Raw genomic sequence first — 15,757 nt, 5'->3', positions numbered from 1 at the left:
AGGGTGGGCTAGCTACCCTCGCGCCAGGCCCGCCACAGGCGCGCGTACCGGCCGCCCAGAGCCACCAGCTCGTTGTGCGTGCCGTGCTCCACGACGCGCCCCGCGTCCAGCACGGCGATCCGGTCCGCCGCCATCGCCTGCGTCAGCCGGTGCGCCACGAACAGCGTGGTCCGGCCCGCGCACGCGGCGAGCACCGCCCGTTCCAGCTCGGCCGCGCCCTCGCTGCCCGCTTCCGCCGTCGACTCGTCGAGCACCACCACCGGGGACCGCGCCAGTACCAGCCGGGCCAGGGCGATCTGGGCGACCTTGGTGACGTCCAGGCGCTCGCCGCCCTCGCCGACCGGGGTGGCCGTGCCGCCCGGCAGCGCCTCGACCCACCCGTCGGCGCCGACCGTGCGCAGGGCGTCCATCAGCTCGGCGTCGGTGGCTTCCGGCGCGGCGAGCCGCAGGTCGTCGGCGAGCGGGCCGGAGAACACGTGCGTCTCCTGCGTCAGGATGCTCACCAGGGCCCGCGCCCCGGCCTCGTCCAGACCGGCGAGGTCGGTCGGCCCGATGCGCACCGACCCCGCCTGCGGGGTCCCGATGCCCGCGATCAGCGCGGCCAGGGTGGACTTGCCCGCGCCCGTCGCCCCCACCAGCGCGAGCGAACCCCCGGCCGGGATCGTCAGGTTGACGTCCCGCAGGACCGGCTCCTCGGTGTCGGGGTAGCGGAACGTGAGCCCCTCCACCGTCACCGCGTAGGGCACGTCGGCCGCCGGTGCGACGCCCGGGGCGCCGACCAGCCGGTCCTCCGCGTCCTCCCCCAGCACGCCGACCAGCCGGGTCAGGCTCGCGCCCGACTTCTGCGCCTCGTCGAAGGTGAACATGATGGAGCCCAGCGGGGTGAACAGCCGGTGGAACAGCAGCGGTGCCGCCGACACCTCGCCCAGGGTGGCGGCATCGGCCTCCAGCAGGGCGTACCCCACCACGAGGATCAGGACCAGTCCGATGAACTCGGCGCGGTTCTCCCGGCCGACGAACCGGCCGAAGAGCCGGAACACCTCGATGCCGAGTTCGCGCACCCGCCACGACTCGTCGGTGACCTTCTCCCGGACGGCCCCCTCCAGGCGGTACGCCCGGACCGTGTCGATCCCGTTGAGCCCGCTGATCAACGCCTGCGCGCGGTCGGCCTGGACCGCCCGCTGCTTGCGGTAGAGCGGCGCGGAGCGGGGCAGGTACCAGCGCAGGGCGAGCCCGTACGCGGGCAGCGCGCCGGCGCCGGCCAGGCCGAGCCGCCAGTCCAGGCCGAACATGCCGAGCGTGGCGATGACGACGAGCACGCCCGCCGAGAACACCGTGGGGACGGCCGTGCGGATGCCCCTGGAGAGCACGGCGACGTCGTCACCGACCCTGGACAGCACGTCTCCCCGGCCGACCTGCTCGATGCGTGCGCTCGGCATCCCCAGCACCGCCCGTACGGCGCCTTCCCGAAGCCGCGCGAGGAGGTCCGCGCCCAGCCGCCCGACCAGGTAGGTCGACAGGGCCGTGGCCGCCGCACCGAGCAGCGCGGCGACCACCATCAGTACCCCCGTCGTGACCAGGATGGAGCGCGATGCGCCCGCGACCACCCCGTCCACGACCCGGCCGAGCAGGAGCAGGGGGAGTACTTGGAGCGCCGCCCCGGCCACCGTGGTGAGCACGGTGGCGGCCGTCAGCCAGGGCACTTCGCGGCAGTGCGCCGTGACCCAGCGGGTGGCCTCGCGTCCGGTCGTCGTGCGCAGGGTCGACGGGGCGACGCGCGTATCAGTGGTGCTCACACCTGGCCGACCGACTTGACGAGTTCGTCGATCGCGTACGGCAGGGACAGCAGGGTGCCCTGGGACATGGCCGCGCCGACCGCCGGGCCCTCGCTGTCCAGCAGGTACGACACCTTGCCGTTCTTGACCGCGGCCAGGTTGGCGAACAGCTCGAACTTCTTGAGCGCCTCCGTGTCGGCCTTGTCGTTGATGACGAAGATGCGGTCGACGTCGATCAGGTCCATGCGCTCGGGGGACAGCGTGGTGTAGAACTTGCCGTCAGCGATCTTGTCGATCTCGGTCTGGTACGTGAAGCCGGTGCCCGTCACCAGGCGCCCGCGGACGTCGCTGGAGGTGAAGGGGGCCGCCGAGTCCTTGTACCAGGACAGCGCGACGGCGGTCTGGTTCGCGAACTCGGGGTGGGCCTTCTTGGCCGCGTCGAGCTTGTCCTGGATGCCCTTCACCAGTTCGGTGCCCTTGGCCTCCTGGCCCAGCGCCTTGGCGATGTGGACGGCATTGTCCTGCCAGGGGGCGCTGAACGGCTCCTTCTCGGCCTTGGTGCGGCCCACGGTCGGGGCGATCTTGGAGAGCTTGTCGTAGGCGGCCTGGTCGATCTCGGAGTAGACCGCGATGATCAGGTCCGGCCGTAGGGCGGCGATCTTCTCGTAGTTCGGTCCGGTGTCGCCGTTGTTCATGACGACCTCGGGGCGGGTGTCGCCCCACTTGTCCTTGACCCAGGGCCACTGGGTGTTGATGTCCGGGCTGGTGCCCGGCGGGTTCGGGTACTGGTCGACCATGCCGACCGGCTTGATGCCGAACGCCAGGATGGCCTGGTCGTCGGTGTAGCCCACGGAGACGACCCGCCGAGGCGTCTTGGCGACCTTCGTGGACCCGAACGCGTGCTCCACGGTGACCGGGAAAGTGCCGGCCGCGGCAGCCGGGGCGCCGTCGCCCTTCGTGTCGGACCGGTCCTTCGCGTCGGAACCGCATCCGGCCAGGAGGCCGACGCCGAGGGCCGCGGCGGACAGTACCGCCGTCAGCCGCCCCCAGGAATTCGTACGAGTCGTTCGATGGAGAAGCATCCGCAATCCCTTGCTTTCGGGCCGTCCACTGCACCCCCGCCCGAGGGCAGGCAAACCGTATCGCGCTCAAGTGAGGCTAGCCTAGCCTTACTTGAACCGGATTTTTGTCCAATCTAGTCGCGCCGCCCGAGCCGGACGTGGGTGCGGCCGATCGGCACGATCAGCGGCCGGTCACCCACCGGATCGTCGATCACCTCGGCCCGCAGCCCGAACGCCTCGTGCAGCAGTTCGGCGGTGATCACGTCCCGCGGGTGCCCCTGCGCCAGGATCGACCCGGCCTTCATCACGATGAGGTTGTCGCTGTAGCGCGTGGCCAGGTTGAGGTCGTGCAGCACCATGACCACGGTGCAGCCCGACTCGTGCAGGTCGTCCACGAGGTCGAGCACGTCGATCGCGTGCGCCAGGTCCAGGAAGGTGGTCGGCTCGTCCAGGAGGAGCAGGTCGGTGCCCTGGGCCAGCGTCATCGAGATCCAGACGCGCTGGCGCTGTCCCCCGGACAGCGCGTCGACCGGGCGGTCGGCCAGGTCGGACACCCCGGTCATGGCCAGCGCCCGCTCCACGACGGCGGCGTCGTCCGAGGACCACTGGCGCAGCCAGCTCTGGTGCGGATGGCGCCCCCTGGCGACCAGATCGGCCACCGTGAGCCCGTCCGGCGCGACCGGCGCCTGCGGCAGCAGGCCGAGCTTCTTCGCCACGTCCCGGGTCCTGAGCGTGGCGATGTCCTCGCCGTCCAGTACGACCGACCCCTTCGTCGGCTTGAGCAGCCGCGAGAGGGTCCGCAGCAGGGTCGACTTCCCGCAGCCGTTGGAGCCGATGATCGTGGAGATCACCCCGGGCGGGATCGCCACGTGGAGGTCGTCGATGACGCTCCGGCCGCCGTACCCGACCGTGACCCCCCTGGCCGCCAGCCGTGAGGTCTCCTCACTTCCGGACTGGATCCCGGCGATGTGCGATACGGCCACGAGTCCCCCTGAACTAGACGTGCCTGCATACGAGTCGGTCAACGGAGGTTCGCCCGCACCAGGAGGTGGACCAGGAAGGGGCCGCCGATCGCGGCGGTGACCACGCCCACCGGGAGGGTGATCGGCAGCGCCGTACGGGCGACCAGGTCCGCGCCGGTCAGCAACAGGGCCCCCACGATGCCGGAGGCCACCATCGGCGGCGTCGGACACCTCAGCAGACGCATCGCCACCTGCGGCGCGACCAGCGCGACGAACGGAACCGGGCCGGCCGCGCTCACCGCCACGCCGGCGAGCAGGACCGCGCACAGCAGCAGGACCGCCCGGACGGCCGAGTACCGCACGCCCAGGCCCGCGGCCACCTCGTCGCCCAGGTGCATCGGTTTGAACTGGAACGCGGCGCACGCCACGACGACCATCAGCGCGAGCGTGCACCAGATCGCCACCCGGATGTCGTCCCACGACCGGTTGTCCAGCGAGCCGATCAGCCACGCCTGGGCCCGGGCCACGTCCCTGATGTCGGCCCGGACCAGCAGCCAGGTCGTGACGGCCTCCATCACGGCGCTGACCGAGATGCCGATGAGGATGAGCCGGAAGCCGTCGATCCCGCGCCGCCACGCCAGGAAGTACACGAGGAGCCCCGTGCCGAGACCGCCCGCGAGCGCCGCCCCCGACAGGCCGACGGAGCTGACGACCGCCGCGGCGGTCCCGCCCGACACCGTCACCAGGAACACCGCGACCGCGCCGGCGCCCCCGGTGATTCCCAGGATGTCGGGGCTGGCCAGCGGATTGCGCGCGACGGACTGGGTGATCGCCCCGGACACCCCCAGCGCGATGCCCACGACGCACCCGGCCAGGGCCCGTGGCATCCGCAAGTCCATGATCACGAACTCGTCCACCTGCTCGCCGCGGCCGAGGATCGTGGCGATCACCTGGGGCAGGCCGATGGGGAACTCCCCGACGCCGATGGACAGGCAGAACACCAGGAACGTCGCCGCCGCCAGCAACAGGGTGGCGAGCACCATCCACGGCCGCCACACGAACGAGACCCGGCCGAGCCGGACGCCCGGCGCCACCGGCGCCTTCACTGCTTCCACGACTCTTACGACTTCCACGTCGGCCCCGTTCACGCGCTCTTGAACTTTCCGCGCCACACCAGCACCGCGAAGAAGGGGGCGCCCAGGAGCGCCACCACGACACCGGCGTCCAACTCGCCCGGCCGCACCAGCAGTCGCCCCGCGATGTCGCAGACCAGGAGGACGACGGCGCCGAGCAGACCCGCGTAGGGCACCAGCCAGCGGTAGTCCGGCCCGGTCAGGTACCTGGCCACGTGGGCCACCATGAGACCGAGGAAGGCGATGGGTCCGCACGCCGCCGTCGCCGCTCCCGCCAGCAGGGTGATGGCGATGATGCCGACGGTCCGGCTCAGCGCGATGTTCACGCCCAGCCCGCGCGCCACGTCGTCGCCCAGGTTGAGCAGGTTCACGGCCGGCAGCGTGGTCAGGGCCAGCACCAGCCCGACGGCGATGAACGCCGTCACCGGCCAGATGACGTCGAATCCGACCCCGGCCACGGAGCCCGCGTTCCAGAAGCGCAGAGCGTTCAGCGAGGCCTTGTCCGACAGCGCGACCGCCGTGGTCATCGCCGCCAGGAACACGGTGATCCCCTGCCCGGCCAGGGCGAGCGTCAGGGGGTTGCCGGCCCCCCGGCCGATGCTCGCCAGTCCGAACACGACCACACCGGCGACCGCCGCCCCCAGGAAGGCGAACCAGACGTACTGGAACGGGTCGGCGAACCCGAACGCGGCGATCACCGTCACCACCGCGAACGAGGCGCCCGCGTTCACCCCGAGCAGGCCCGCGTCGGCGATCGGGTTGCGCGTGTACCCCTGGATCAACGCCCCGCCGACGCCGAGGGCCACGCCCGCCACGACCGCCAGGACCGTCCTGGGCACGCGTACGGTCTGCACGATGAGCCTGATCTCGGTGAGCCGCCGGTCCGGATCCGGCTCCGCCGTCAGCCCGTACCACACGTCGGCCGGACCGAGCGCGCGGGCGCCGACGGCCAAAGACACCACCACGGCGGTCAGGAGGATCAACAGGAGGGCCAAGGACCCCACAACCCGGCGTCGGCGGGCCTCCGTTGCGCCCCTGGGCGCGGGGCGCTGCACTGTAGTCGTGCCCATGTCGCTGTACGTTATCCCTTCGCTCCACCGGCGAAACGTCGCCGGTGGCACGGGCCACCAGGCGGCAGTGCACGGACCGCACAGGTCCGCGCCTAGCGGGCTGTGCTGCCCGTTCCGTCGGCCACGGTCCGCACCTCGTCGGCATCGGACTTGAGGCCCCGGTCGAGGAGCGAGTCGAGGATCTCACCGACCCTGATGCTGGTGTTGGACAGCAGGGACGACGTGATGCCGTGCGTGTGCTCCGTACCGCCCTGCACGTAGATGCCGCAGCGCAGTCCCGGGTCGGTCGCGATGCGGTAGTCGCGCTCGACGCGGACGCGGTCCTCGTCGTCGCGCAGGCAGTGGTCGGCGACCTCGCCGAGGAGGCCGAGCGGGTCGGCGGGACGGTAGCCGGTGGCGAAGACCACGACGTCCGCGTCGAGGAGCGTCTCCTCGCCGGTGACCAAGGACTGCACGGTGGCGTGGACCCTGGCCGGCGTCTCCGTGACGCCCGTCAGCCGCGAGACGTTGAGGAAGCGCAGGCGCTCGGTGCCGAGGACCTTCTCCTGGTACATCTGCCGGTACAGCTCGTCGATCAGGTCGATGTCCACCACGGAGTAGTTCGTGTTGCGGTGGTAGTCCATCAGCTTGCGCTTGACGTTCTCGGGCGCGGTGAAGAACTCGCCGACCGCCTCCGGGTCGAAGATCCGGTTGGCGAAGCCGCTGTCGTCGGCGGGGCTGTAGCCGTACCGGGAGAAGACGGCGCAGACCTCGGCCTGCGGGAAGCGGCGGTGCAGGTAGGCGACGTTCTCGGCGGCGCTCTGCCCCGCGCCCACGACGACGAACCGGGAGGGGTCGGCGCCCTTCAGGGCGTCGACCTTCGTCAGGAGATCGGAGTTGTGCCAGATGCGGTCGGTGCGTTCCACGCCCTCCGGCATCAGGGGACGCAGGCCGGTGCCGATGACGAGGTTGCGGGCCCGGTGGAGCGCGAGCCCCTCCCCCGACCGGACCGTCACGTCCAGGTGGTCCACCACTCCTTCGCGGACGACCGGCGTGACCCCCACGACCTCGTGACCGTAGGAGACCATGTCGTCGACCTTGGCCGCGGACCACTCCAGGTAGTCGTGGAACTCCACCCGCAGCGGGAAGAGGTTCTTGTGGTTGATGAAGTCGATCAGCCGCCCCCTGCTCTTGAGGTAACACAGGAAGCTGAACTCGCTGGCCGGGTTCCGGAGCGTCACCAGGTCCTTCAGGAAGGACACCTGCATGGTGGCGTCGTCGATGAGCATGCCCCGGTGCCAGCCGAAGCGCGGCTGCTGCTCGAAGAAGTGAGTGGTGATCACTTCCTCCCTGCCGACGCGTGCGTTGTGCTCGCCGACCGCGATCGCCATGGCCACGTTGGACGGGCCGAAGCCGATTCCTATGAGGTCGTGGATCAGCGGGGGGTCGCCAGGACGAGCCTGTGCCATGTCACTCCCATCGTGCGAGGGCAGCCGCCGTGCCGGGCGGGCAAGGCGGTCGGTCGGGCATCGGGAAGGCGGGAAAACCGGGCATGCCGACGGAGACGCGACCGAAACTTAGGTAAGGCTAAGCTGATCACCACGGAGCTGTCGATAGGCAGATCGCACGGATGTGAGCGGAGTGATCGTCAACTCCCGGAAAAGCAGGCGCCGTTGTCAACTTAGGCAAGCCTTGCTTTACTCAACCTCAATCAGTCCCTGTCCTGAGGAGGAACCCATGCGGGTCGTCATGTTCGGTTACCAGACCTGGGGGCACCGCACCCTGCAAGCCCTCCTGGACTCCGAGCACGACGTGGTGCTGGTGGTGACGCACCCGAAGAGCGAGCACGCCTACGAGAAGATCTGGAGCGACTCCGTCGCCGACCTCGCCGAAGAGCACGGCGTCCCGGTCCTGCTCCGCAACCGTCCGGACGACGACGAGCTGTTCCAGCGCCTCAAGGAGGCCGACCCGGACGTCATCGTCGCCAACAACTGGCGGACGTGGCTGCCCCCGCGGGTCTTCGGGCTCCCCCGCCACGGCACGCTGAACGTGCACGACTCGCTGCTGCCGAAGTACGCCGGCTTCTCGCCCCTCATCTGGGCGCTGATCAACGGCGAGACCGAAGTGGGCGTCACCGCGCACATGATGAACGACGAACTCGACGCCGGGGACATCGTGCGGCAGGAATCGGTACCGGTGGGGCCGACGGACACCGCCACCGACCTCTTCCACCGGACCGTCGACCTCATCGCCCCGGTCACCGTCGGCGCCCTCGACCTCATCGCCTCCGGGCGGACGGAGTTCACCCGGCAGGACCGGTCCCGGGCGAGCTTCTTCCACAAGCGGTCCCTCGAGGACAGCCGCATCGACTGGTCCTGGCCCGCGGAGGACCTGGACCGGCTGGTCCGGGCCCAGTCCGAGCCGTACCCGAGCGCCTTCACCTTCCACAAGGGCAAGCGCCTCGAGGTCCTGTCCGCCTGCGTGTCCGAGGGCCGGTACGGCGGCACGCCCGGCCGGATCTTCTACCGCGAGGGCGAGGGCGTGGTGATCGTCGCGGGCGCCGACGCCCGGACCGGCCGCAACCACGGGCTGGCCATCACGCGCGTACGGACCGAGGACGGCCGCGAGTTGCCCGCGGCCGAGTACTTCACCTCGATGGGCGGATATCTGACCGGGCGGGCCTGACCCGTCGGTCCCGACCGGGCGCCGGTGACCGGTCGGCCGAGTTCGGGAGGCCCTTCAGGAGAGCCCGTTCACAGCGACGTGCGGGGTGCCGGAAGGGTGAGCCGGGTGCCGGGGTCGGCGGCCGGGAGGGCGATGGGGTTGGCGCCGTCGTGATCGCGCGTGACGTCCGCGAGCGGGCGGGTGTGTTCGGCCGCCCGGGCCATCCACTGCCAGATCCGGAACGGGGTGCCGGGAGTCGCCGGCGCGGACTCGGGGCCGCTGATCCACGTCGTGAGCGTGAACCGGTGGTCTTCGAACCGGCCGCTGGGGCAGGTGGACGGCACCACCTCGTGGAAGGCGCTGGCCGGGAAGAACACGATGGTGTCGTGCTCGGGTTCGATGGTGCGGTAGGTCTCCCCCGGCTGCGGTCCGCTCTCGTGGAACTGGGTGTCGTACAAGCGGAGTTGGCCGCCGTCGAATCCACGGGGCCTGCGGTGGAGGTAGTACACGGCCGAGACGGCCGTGCTGACGTCGCGGACCCGAGAGGCGTCGGTGTGGATGCCGTAGTGCCCTCCTTCCCCGTGCGCCGTCAGGACCGTCAGGGTCTGCGCGAGCGCGGCCTGGTGGCCGAGGACCTCCTGGACCAGGGGCAGGCAGTCGGCGAGGTGCCGGCTGAAGACGGAGCTGGTCACGGGGAGGACGAGGGAGCTGCGACCTTTGTGGGAGACCTGGCCCGACAGGGGGTCCAGGACCGTTCCCGCGTTGAATTCGGGCTGCCGGGAGATCGCGTACGCCAGCAGGCCGGCGGCGCGTTCCTCGCCGAGGAAGTTCTCGAAGCGGCAGACCGGGGCCGGTATGACGGGGGTCGTGGACCACCGGTCGGAGGGAGGCAAGTCCCGGGTGCTGATTTCTGTCTGGGTGGCCGGTTCCTTCGCGTATCCACTCATGGCCCGGAACCGTAAGCGGAGCGGCCCGCACCGTCGAAGGAGCACAGGGGGGCGCACAGGAGTACACCGTTCCCGCCCGATGTGCTCGCCCTCGGGGTCCGCCCGAGTGGAGGGCGGTGCGCGCAGCCGGGATGACGGAAGGGGCGAGCGGCGTCCTGGGCACCGACCGGTACCCGCCGTTCGGCCTCGGACCCGAACCCGGCTACCCGGCCCGGCTGGACATCGCCTACCCCGAGCGCCTCTCACGGGGCCTGGTCCTGGTGAAGTGGTGGCTGCTCGCCATCCCGCACTACCTCGTGATCGGCTTCTTCACGGGTGCGCACGGCGGCTGGTGGAGCGCAGGCCTGATCGGCCTGGTGATCGGGCTCAGGCGGGTGCCGTAGCCGCCGGGATGTCGACGCGGGCGGCCCTGCGGGCCGGCCAGAGCGAGGCGGCCAGCGCGCCCGCCAGGGCGACGAGCACGCCGAGGGCGAGCCGGCCCCAGGGAAGGACCAGGGCGTAGCCCGCGACGCTTTCCTGGAGGGTGCGGCCGAGCGCCCAGCCCAGGAAGACGCCCAGGATCGTGCCGAGCGTCGCGCCGAGCCCGCCGAGGACCAGGGCCTCGAGGCGGATCATCCGGCTCACACCGGCGCGGTCCACACCGAGGGCGCGCAAGGTGCCGATCTCCTTGCGGCGTTCGAGGACGGACATCGCGAGGGTGTTGGCGATGCCCAGCGCGGCGATCGCCAGGGCCATGCTCAGCAGGGCGTAGAAGACGTTGAGCTGGTCGCCGATGGACCCGCTGTCCTGGGCCCGGATGCCCGCCTGGTCGAGGACGGCCAGGGCGGGGTTGTCGCCGAGGGCGCGGGCGACGTCGGCGCGTGCGGTCCGGCCGGGTCCGCCGGCCGTGCCGACGAGGATTCCCGCGGTGTGCGGGGTGGAGTCGTAGCGGGCGACGAGGGAGTCGGGGGCGGTGATGCTGGGCAGCAGGTTGCTCTGCTCGTCCGCCCGGTAGACGGCGCCGATGGTGACGCTGCCCCGCGCGTCGTCCTCACGCTGCAGGGGCAGGGTCTGACCGACGCGCCAGCCGGCCTGCCTCGCCTTGAACTCGGCCACGGCGATCTGGCCGTCGGCGAGGCGGTCGAGGGAGCCCTCGACCACGTCGTAGCGCAGCAGCCGGCCGATGGTGGTGGGGTCGACGCCGGTCAGCACGGAGGGGGTTCCTGCCAGCCGGTATGCGGTGGACTGGTTGAGCGGGCTGACCGCGGCGCCGGGCACCTTCCTCAGAGCCGCAGCGGTGTCGGGGGTCATCCGCATGCCGCCCTCGGCGGGCTTCACCAGGTAGTCGGCGGTGAAGTCGTGGGTGGTCGCCCGGTCGAGGTACTGGGCGGCGGAGGCCCCGAGGACGGACAGCCCCGAGGCGAGGGTGAGGGCGATGGCGAGCGCGGCCGCCGTGGCGCCCGTACGGCGCGGGTCGCGCACGGTGTTGCGGGCGGCGAGGCTGCCGTACACCGGGTGGAGGCGGGTCAGCAGCGGCCGGACCAGGGCGACGAACGGCCGGGCCAGCAGCGGGATCAGGACGATCGTCCCGGTCAGGGTGAGGGCCGCGCCGAGGCCGATGACGGTCCGGGAGTCCCGGCCCGTGGTGAGGGCCCCGTACACGGCCGCGGCGATACCGGTGACCAGCAGCGCGGCGCCGAAACCGGTGCGCAGGGAGCCGGTGCGCGCGGGCGCCGCGGGCTCGGCCGCGCTGAGCGCGGCGACCGGCGGGATGGCCATGGCCCGGCGGATCGGCAGCCAGGCGGCGACCGTGGGCAGGGCGGTGCCGACCAGCAGGGACGTGACCACGGTGCCCGGGGTGAGCACCAGCGGGCCGGCCGGGGCGTCGGCCGGGGCGAAGAGGGTCTGCAGCAGGGCCGCGGCCCCGGTGCCCGCGGCGAGGCCGGCCGCGGAGGCGACCGCGCCGACGAGCAGGGACTCGGTCAGCAGGATGCGGCGCACCTGCTTGCGCGAGGCCCCGACGGCCCGCATCAGGGCCAGCTCCCGGGTGCGCCGGGCGACGAGCATGGTGAAGGTGTTGGAGATGAGGAAGGTGGCGACGAACAGGGCGACCGCGGCGAAACCGAGCAGGATCTGGCTCATGGTGTCGCTGTCGTTGGTGGCGAGGTTCGCCTGGATCCGGGCGAGCTGGGCCCCGGTGGCCGCGCCGGTGCCCTGGGGCAGCACCGATTCGATCCGGCCGAGGAGCTGCTGCGCGTCGGTGCCGGGTGCGGCCGTGATGTCCACGCTCTGGTAGCGGCCGGGCTGGAGGAAGAGCCGCTGCGCGGTGGCGTCGTCGAACAGCGTCAGGCTGCCCCCGGCGGGCAGCGTGGTCCCGTCGGTGCGGAAGATCCCCCTCAGGGTGTAGGAGGCGGCGCCCTGGTTCGTGCCGACGCGTACGGTGTCGCCCACGCGGAAGCCGCCCTTCGCGGCGGTGGTCTCGTCGAGGGCGATGGTGCCGGCGCCGGCCGGGCCGGAACCCTGGACGAAGCGGTGGGCGGGGTCCGTGCCGGCCGCTCGCGGGGCGAAGTTGCCTCCCTTGTGGGACGGGCCGTGACCGAGCAGCCGGCCCTCCCGGTCGGCGACGGCCGCGAAACCCGTGAGGCGGCCCGCGGCGACGGCGACGCCGGGGACCTCGGCCAGGGTGTTCACGGTGCCGGCGTCGATGCCGGCCGGCCCGCCGCGGTGGTTCGGGGAGTCCCGGGAGTCGTCGGGGAAGACGCTGACGGCTATGCGGTCGTAGCCGTCGGTCGCCCGGGCGGTGGCGGCGCGGTGGAGGCTGTCGCCGTAGACGAGGCTGCCGGATACGAAGGTGACCCCGAGCATGACCGCGAACACGGTCATCAGGAGACGGGCCTTGTGCGCGAACACGTTGCGCAGGGCGGTACGGAGCATGGGGATGCGGATCCTGGAGGAGGCGGGCTCGGCTGGGGCGAGCGGGCGGAAGGGCGGCTGGTGCACGGGGCTCGTGCTGGTCCCGGGGGTCAGCTGGTGCGCGAGCGGGTGTCGAATTCCTTCATCCGGTCCAGCACCCGGTCCGGGGTGGGACGGCTCATCTCGTCGACCAGGCGCCCGTCGGAGAGGAAGACCACGCGGTCCGCGTAGCCTGCGGCGACGGGGTCGTGAGTGACCATGACCACGGTCTGGCCCAGCTCGCGCACCGAGTCGCGCAGGAAGCCGAGGACTTCGGCCCCGGACCGGGAGTCGAGATTGCCGGTGGGCTCGTCGCCGAAGATGATCGAGGGACGGGACACGAGGGCGCGGGCCACCGCGACGCGCTGCTGCTGCCCGCCGGACAGCTGTCCCGGTCGGTGGCCGAGGCGCTGGGCCAGTCCGACCATGGAGACCACGCGGTCCAGCCACTGCCGGTCGGGCCGGCGGCCGGCGATGGTCAGCGGCAGCGTGATGTTCTCCAGCGCGGTCAGCGTCGGCATCAGGTTGAAGGCCTGGAAGATGAACCCGATCCGGTCGCGGCGCAGCCGGGTGAGCTGCCGGTCGTCGAGGGTGCCCAGTTCGGTGGTGCCGATGCGGACGGACCCGGAGCTGAAGGAGTCGAGACCGGCGGCGCAGTGCATCAGGGTGGACTTGCCGCAGCCGGAGGGGCCCATGATGGCGGTGAACTCGCCCTCCCCGAAGGCGATGCTGACCCGGTCCAGGGCGACGACGCGGGTGTCACCGCTGCCGTAGACCTTCGACAGCTCGGTGGTGGCGGCCGCGGCCCCGGTCGTCGTGTGCAGCGGGTGCGGGGCAAAGGGGTCGGCGGTCACGAAGGACTCCTCCTCGGGTGCGGAAAGGTGCACTTCGAAGGGTGTCCGGGGAACGTATCGGGGTCCGGGCCGCCGCGTATCGGCGTCCGCTCCGCTTCGTATCGGTCGTGTAGGGGGCCGGTGGTCAGGCCGGCAGACGGAGGGTGGCGACCGCGCCGCCCTCCGGGGCGTTCTCGAAACGCAGTTCGGCGCCGAGGAGCCGGGCCTGGCCGAGGGCGATGGTCAGGCCCAGGCCGTGGCCCGAGCCGCGGCCCGTGCCGCCCGTGTGGAAGCGGCGCGGGCCGTCGAGGAGCAGGTCCCGGGGGAAGCCGGGGCCGTGGTCGCGCACGACGACCGTCCGGCTCTCTACGGTGACCCGCACCGGGGTGTCTCCGTGCCGGTGGGCGTTGACGACGAGGTTGCCGACGATCCGTTCGAGGCGGCGCGGATCGGTCTCCACCGTCTCCCCGGCCCGGGCGGCCCGGGGGCCCTGGGGGGTGGGGTCGGCGGCAGCGGTGACGGTGACCTCCGTGTCGAGGCCGGTGCGCGCCACCGCTTCGGAGACGACCGCGCCGAGCGGGACACGGTCGCGCACCGGCCGTTCGGCGCCGGCGTCGAGCCGGGAGATCTCCAGGAGGTCCTCGACCAGCCCGCGCAGGTCCCGCACCCGGGCCCGCAGCAGATCCTCCGTCTCACCGCGGGGCAGCAGGTCGGCGGCGGCCAGCAGACCGCCGACGGGGGTGCGCAGCTCGTGGGCCACATCCGCGGTGAACTGGCGCTCGGTGCGCAGCCGTCGGCTGAGGCTGTCGGCCATCAGGTCGACGGTGGCGGCGATGTCGGCCACCTCGTCGCCGCCTTCGGTGGGCCCGGTCCGGGCGTCCAGGTCCCCGGCGGAGATCCGGCCCGCGGTTTCGGAGACCCGCCGCAGCCTGCGGGCGAGCAGCCCGGCTCCGTAGACCGCGAGGGGCGCGGCCGCCGCGAGCGCGACCATCGAGGCCAGCGCCATGCTGACGTCGAGCTGCTGCAGCTCGTGGAGTTCCGAGCTCATGTTGACCCGGACGGCGAGCACCGGGCTGTCCGGCCCGCCGGTGCGCTGGGCGGCCCAGGCGCTGGGCCCCACGTTGCCTTCGACGTGCCCGTCGTGGGCGACGTGCCGGACGCCGTCGGCGGGCCGGCGCAGTGTGGCGGGCAGCTCGGCAGGATCGAGCTCGGCGCCGTCGATCAGCGTGCCGGTGCGCCGGTACGTGGCCATGGCGGAGTACACGGTGTTGAAGGCCTGGGCTTCGGCCCGGCTGCGGATGTCCTGTGCGGTCCACACGTGCACGAGGACGCCCACGGCCGCCACGACCAGGAACGCCGTGGCCGCGGCCAGTGCGGCGATCTTCCAGCGCAGGGACACGCGGGCCGGCCGGAGCCGGTGGAACGGGCGCACCGGCCTCATCGCCTGAGCTTGTAGCCGAAGCCGCGGACCGTTTCGATCCTGTCGCGGCCGAGTTTCCTACGCAGTCGCTGCACGCACAGGTCCACGACGCGGCTGTCGCCGTCCCATCCGTAGTCCCACACGTCCCGCAGCAGGGTGTGGCGCTCCAGCACGATGCCCGGGTGGGCGGCGAACGCCAGCAGCAGCTTCAGTTCCGTCGGGGTCAGCGCCACCGGGCTTCCGGCGACGAAGACCTCCAGGCCGCCGGTGTCGATGGTCAGGTCCCCGAAGACCAGCGTCTCCCCCGCGGACGGTGGCGGCCCGTCGTCGCCGGTCGCCCGGCCGGGTTCCGGGGCGGGTGCGGGCGCGGGCGCGTAGGTCGCCCGCCGCAGCAGCGAACGGATGCGGGCCACGAGCACGTAGGTGTCCACGGGTTTGACCACGTAGTCGTCCGCGCCGGCTTCCAGACCGGCGACGACGTCGAGCCCGTCGCCGCGGGCCGACATCATGAGGACCGGCACCAGACTGGTCTCCCGGACCCTGCGGCACAGGCCGATCCCGTCGAGGCCGGGCAGCATCACGTCCAGGATGAGCAGGTCGAAGCTCTCCTCGCGGAAGAGCTCCAGCCCCGCCAGCCCGTCGGCCGCCGTCTTCATCCGGTAGCCGTAGCGCTCGAGGGCGACGGTGAAGGAGCGGCGCATCAGGTCGTCGTCCTCCACCAGCAGCACGCGAACGGGCGGCGCAGGAGCCGGTGCCGGGGGCGGGACGGACGAGGACACGGGCGGAGGGCTCCTGTTCGGACGGTCGTGGGAAACGGGCAGGTCCCGTCCGCGCCCAGGCGCGGGCGGGACCTGAAAGGAACGATATGGCAGGCATCGGGCGTGGCCGTCCGCCACGGCCCCGGCGCACTCATTCGATGGACGACCAAGCGTTCCCTGATACCCGCCCGATACAAAAGCCGCCCGGGGCGGTGCGCCGCGCC

Annotated in this window: 12 protein-coding genes and 1 pseudogene; 2 read left to right on the top strand and 11 right to left on the bottom strand. The window is 72.2% G+C overall.

Annotated features, from left to right (window positions below; translation table 11 throughout):
* Positions 1–8: 8 nt before the first annotated feature.
* The 6 genes from PV721_RS05560 to PV721_RS05535 all read right to left on the bottom strand — a co-directional run bounded on the left by PV721_RS05560 (position 9) and on the right by PV721_RS05535 (position 7,449).
* Positions 9–1,796, bottom strand: coding sequence for an ABC transporter ATP-binding protein (locus PV721_RS05560; protein WP_319721686.1), 1,788 nt, complete (start codon positions 1,794–1,796; stop codon positions 9–11).
* Positions 1,793–2,857 carry an iron-siderophore ABC transporter substrate-binding protein gene (locus tag PV721_RS05555; RefSeq protein ID WP_319721685.1) on the bottom strand — a complete coding sequence of 355 codons (1,065 nt, stop codon included), beginning with the start codon at positions 2,855–2,857 and terminating at the stop codon, positions 1,793–1,795. Before PV721_RS05555 ends, PV721_RS05560 begins: the two co-directional genes overlap by 4 nt.
* A 113-nt stretch (positions 2,858–2,970) precedes the next feature.
* Positions 2,971–3,819: an ABC transporter ATP-binding protein gene (locus tag PV721_RS05550; protein ID WP_319721684.1), complete on the bottom strand. Its 849-nt coding sequence runs from the start codon at positions 3,817–3,819 to the stop codon at positions 2,971–2,973.
* Positions 3,820–3,857: 38 nt separating this feature from the next.
* Entirely contained in the window at positions 3,858–4,841 is a 984-nt protein-coding gene (locus PV721_RS05545; RefSeq protein ID WP_416371031.1) for a FecCD family ABC transporter permease, read from the bottom strand.
* 101 nt (positions 4,842–4,942) lie between these two features.
* The gene (locus PV721_RS05540; RefSeq protein ID WP_319721682.1) at positions 4,943–6,001 is read right to left on the bottom strand and encodes an iron ABC transporter permease; all 1,059 of its coding nucleotides are present in this window, start codon (positions 5,999–6,001) and stop codon (positions 4,943–4,945) included.
* 92 nt (positions 6,002–6,093) lie between these two features.
* Entirely contained in the window at positions 6,094–7,449 is a 1,356-nt protein-coding gene (locus PV721_RS05535) for a lysine N(6)-hydroxylase/L-ornithine N(5)-oxygenase family protein (protein WP_319721681.1), read from the bottom strand.
* Between the two features lie 268 nt (positions 7,450–7,717).
* On the opposite strand from PV721_RS05535, the gene PV721_RS05530 reads away from it, so the two are divergent.
* Positions 7,718–8,665, top strand: coding sequence for a methionyl-tRNA formyltransferase (locus PV721_RS05530; protein WP_319721680.1), 948 nt, complete (start codon positions 7,718–7,720; stop codon positions 8,663–8,665).
* A 68-nt stretch (positions 8,666–8,733) separates the two neighbouring features.
* On the opposite strand, the gene PV721_RS05525 is transcribed toward PV721_RS05530, so the two are convergent.
* Positions 8,734–9,591, bottom strand: a complete 858-nt coding sequence (locus tag PV721_RS05525; protein WP_319721679.1) for a 2OG-Fe(II) oxygenase — start codon at positions 9,589–9,591, stop codon at positions 8,734–8,736.
* A gap of 143 nt (positions 9,592–9,734) precedes the next feature.
* Here PV721_RS05525 and PV721_RS05520 point away from each other — a divergent pair.
* Positions 9,735–9,950, top strand: a pseudogene (locus PV721_RS05520) (DUF4389 domain-containing protein); the annotation flags it as partial.
* A gap of 7 nt (positions 9,951–9,957) precedes the next feature.
* On the opposite strand, the gene PV721_RS05515 reads toward PV721_RS05520, so the two are convergent.
* The 4 genes from PV721_RS05515 to cseB form a co-directional block, all read right to left on the bottom strand.
* Positions 9,958–12,504: an FtsX-like permease family protein gene (locus PV721_RS05515; protein WP_319721678.1), complete on the bottom strand. Its 2,547-nt coding sequence runs from the start codon at positions 12,502–12,504 to the stop codon at positions 9,958–9,960.
* 89 nt (positions 12,505–12,593) lie between these two features.
* A complete protein-coding gene (locus tag PV721_RS05510; protein ID WP_319721706.1) occupies positions 12,594–13,346 on the bottom strand; it encodes an ABC transporter ATP-binding protein in 753 nt (250 codons plus the stop codon).
* Positions 13,347–13,500: 154 nt separating this feature from the next.
* Complete coding sequence (locus PV721_RS05505) at positions 13,501–14,796, bottom strand: HAMP domain-containing sensor histidine kinase (protein WP_319721677.1); 1,296 nt, start codon at positions 14,794–14,796, stop codon at positions 13,501–13,503.
* A complete protein-coding gene (cseB, locus tag PV721_RS05500; RefSeq protein ID WP_319721676.1) occupies positions 14,793–15,554 on the bottom strand; it encodes a two-component system response regulator CseB in 762 nt (253 codons plus the stop codon). Before cseB ends, PV721_RS05505 begins: the two co-directional genes overlap by 4 nt.
* Positions 15,555–15,757: the final 203 nt, after the last annotated feature.

It is taken from the genome of Streptomyces sp. MB09-01, from assembly GCF_033794505.1.
Lineage (GTDB): Bacteria > Actinomycetota > Actinomycetes > Streptomycetales > Streptomycetaceae > Streptomyces.
This window is presented reverse-complemented; position numbering and strand designations above follow the sequence as displayed.

Excerpts from the sequence above, each read along its gene's own strand:
- PV721_RS05555 (WP_319721685.1), bottom strand. The coding sequence starts at position 2,857 with ATGCTTCTCCATCGAACGACTCGTACGAATTCCTGGGGGCGGCTGACG.
- PV721_RS05545 (WP_416371031.1), bottom strand. The coding sequence starts at position 4,841 with ATGGTGCTCGCCACCCTGTTGCTGGCGGCGGCGACGTTCCTGGTGTTC.
- PV721_RS05540 (WP_319721682.1), bottom strand. The coding sequence starts at position 6,001 with ATGGGCACGACTACAGTGCAGCGCCCCGCGCCCAGGGGCGCAACGGAG.
- PV721_RS05535 (WP_319721681.1), bottom strand. The coding sequence starts at position 7,449 with ATGGCACAGGCTCGTCCTGGCGACCCCCCGCTGATCCACGACCTCATA.
- PV721_RS05530 (WP_319721680.1), top strand. The coding sequence starts at position 7,718 with ATGCGGGTCGTCATGTTCGGTTACCAGACCTGGGGGCACCGCACCCTG.
- PV721_RS05525 (WP_319721679.1), bottom strand. The coding sequence starts at position 9,591 with ATGAGTGGATACGCGAAGGAACCGGCCACCCAGACAGAAATCAGCACC.
- PV721_RS05515 (WP_319721678.1), bottom strand. The coding sequence starts at position 12,504 with ATGCTCCGTACCGCCCTGCGCAACGTGTTCGCGCACAAGGCCCGTCTC.
- PV721_RS05505 (WP_319721677.1), bottom strand. The coding sequence starts at position 14,796 with ATGAGGCCGGTGCGCCCGTTCCACCGGCTCCGGCCGGCCCGCGTGTCC.